Origin of the sequence: Campylobacter sp. BCW_6468 (assembly GCF_001762865.1) — a bacterium.
Taxonomy (GTDB): domain Bacteria; phylum Campylobacterota; class Campylobacteria; order Campylobacterales; family Campylobacteraceae; genus Campylobacter_D; species Campylobacter_D jejuni.
Map to the genome: position 1 here is coordinate 1 of NZ_MJXQ01000006.1, position 1,110 is coordinate 1,110.

1 protein-coding gene and 1 pseudogene are annotated in these 1,110 nt (G+C 24.5%); both read left to right on the forward strand.

Going from position 1 to position 1,110, the window contains the following annotated elements:
• Positions 1-265: pseudogene (locus AJ889_RS09480) on the forward strand (hypothetical protein); the annotation flags it as partial.
• A gap of 62 nt (positions 266-327) precedes the next feature.
• Positions 328-1,110, forward strand: a 783-nt coding sequence (locus AJ889_RS09505) for a hypothetical protein (RefSeq protein ID WP_223208866.1), incomplete at its 3' end; no start/stop codon positions are given.

Below are 1,110 nucleotides of genomic sequence, written 5' to 3' on the forward strand. Positions count from 1 at the left end.
ATCGCTTGTATTACTTGATCCTCCAGAAATTGAAAAATTATCACCGCAAGAATATAGAGTGCGTAATTATTTTAAATTTTTAACCTTTGCAACTATGTTTTTTTTAGTAATCACATTTATCATATTTCCTTGTTTATTACAAGCTTATTTATTTAAATGTTATAGCACAGGAGAAAAACGCAAAAAATTAAGTTGGCTTATAGGGTTTGTGTGTAATATCTTTTTATTAATTGCGAGTGTGTATGTGGTATATGAAAATCTTTAAAGACTATCAAAAATTTAATATATTTGATATAATATTCATTTATCTTAAATATTTAGAAAAAAATGGATAGAGAATTATTTATAACAAGGCTTGCTTTTATAAACAATGATGAAATAGACACAATAGATAAAAATTCATCCATAGCATACTTAAAAGCCTTATATCAATGTGAAAATTCCATAGCTATAAATTATAATCAAGAAGAGCTTTTCACCCAAGCTACTGCTATAAACAATCTAGGCTATAATTCTACTTTCACAAAAATCTTCATCCTAGATAAAGAAAAGCTCAATGATACCTATCTTGATGCTAGAAAAAGGCTTTATAAATCTATCAATACTTTAAAAGAAAAAAGAAATGAAAAAATAAAAGATATCCAAGACTATTTAAATAAAGAAATTTCCTTACAAGATAATCTAAATAATCAAAGCTTTAATACTAAGGAAAATGATGTTAATTTAATTTTAAACGAAGTATTTAACATAGAGCAATTTTATGATAAAAATACCAATACCATAGTATTAAAGACAAATAATATAAAAATCATATTCTTAGATAAAGTAAATTTACAAGATTTGCAAGATAATTCTAACAATACTTCTTTCATCTCTATGTCAAATTTGATCCATATTTATGATAATCATTGTGATATTTTTGCAAAAGATAGAAGTGTTTTGGATATAAAGGACATAGAAGAAAAATATCAAATAGATTTTAAAAGTTTAGATATAAAAATCTTCCTAAACTCCACCCTCCTTACAGGCTCAAATGAACTTCCTAATAATCCTTTTTACTTTGGAGAATTAGATCAAGATAATACTATAAAACAAGATACACCTAGTTAT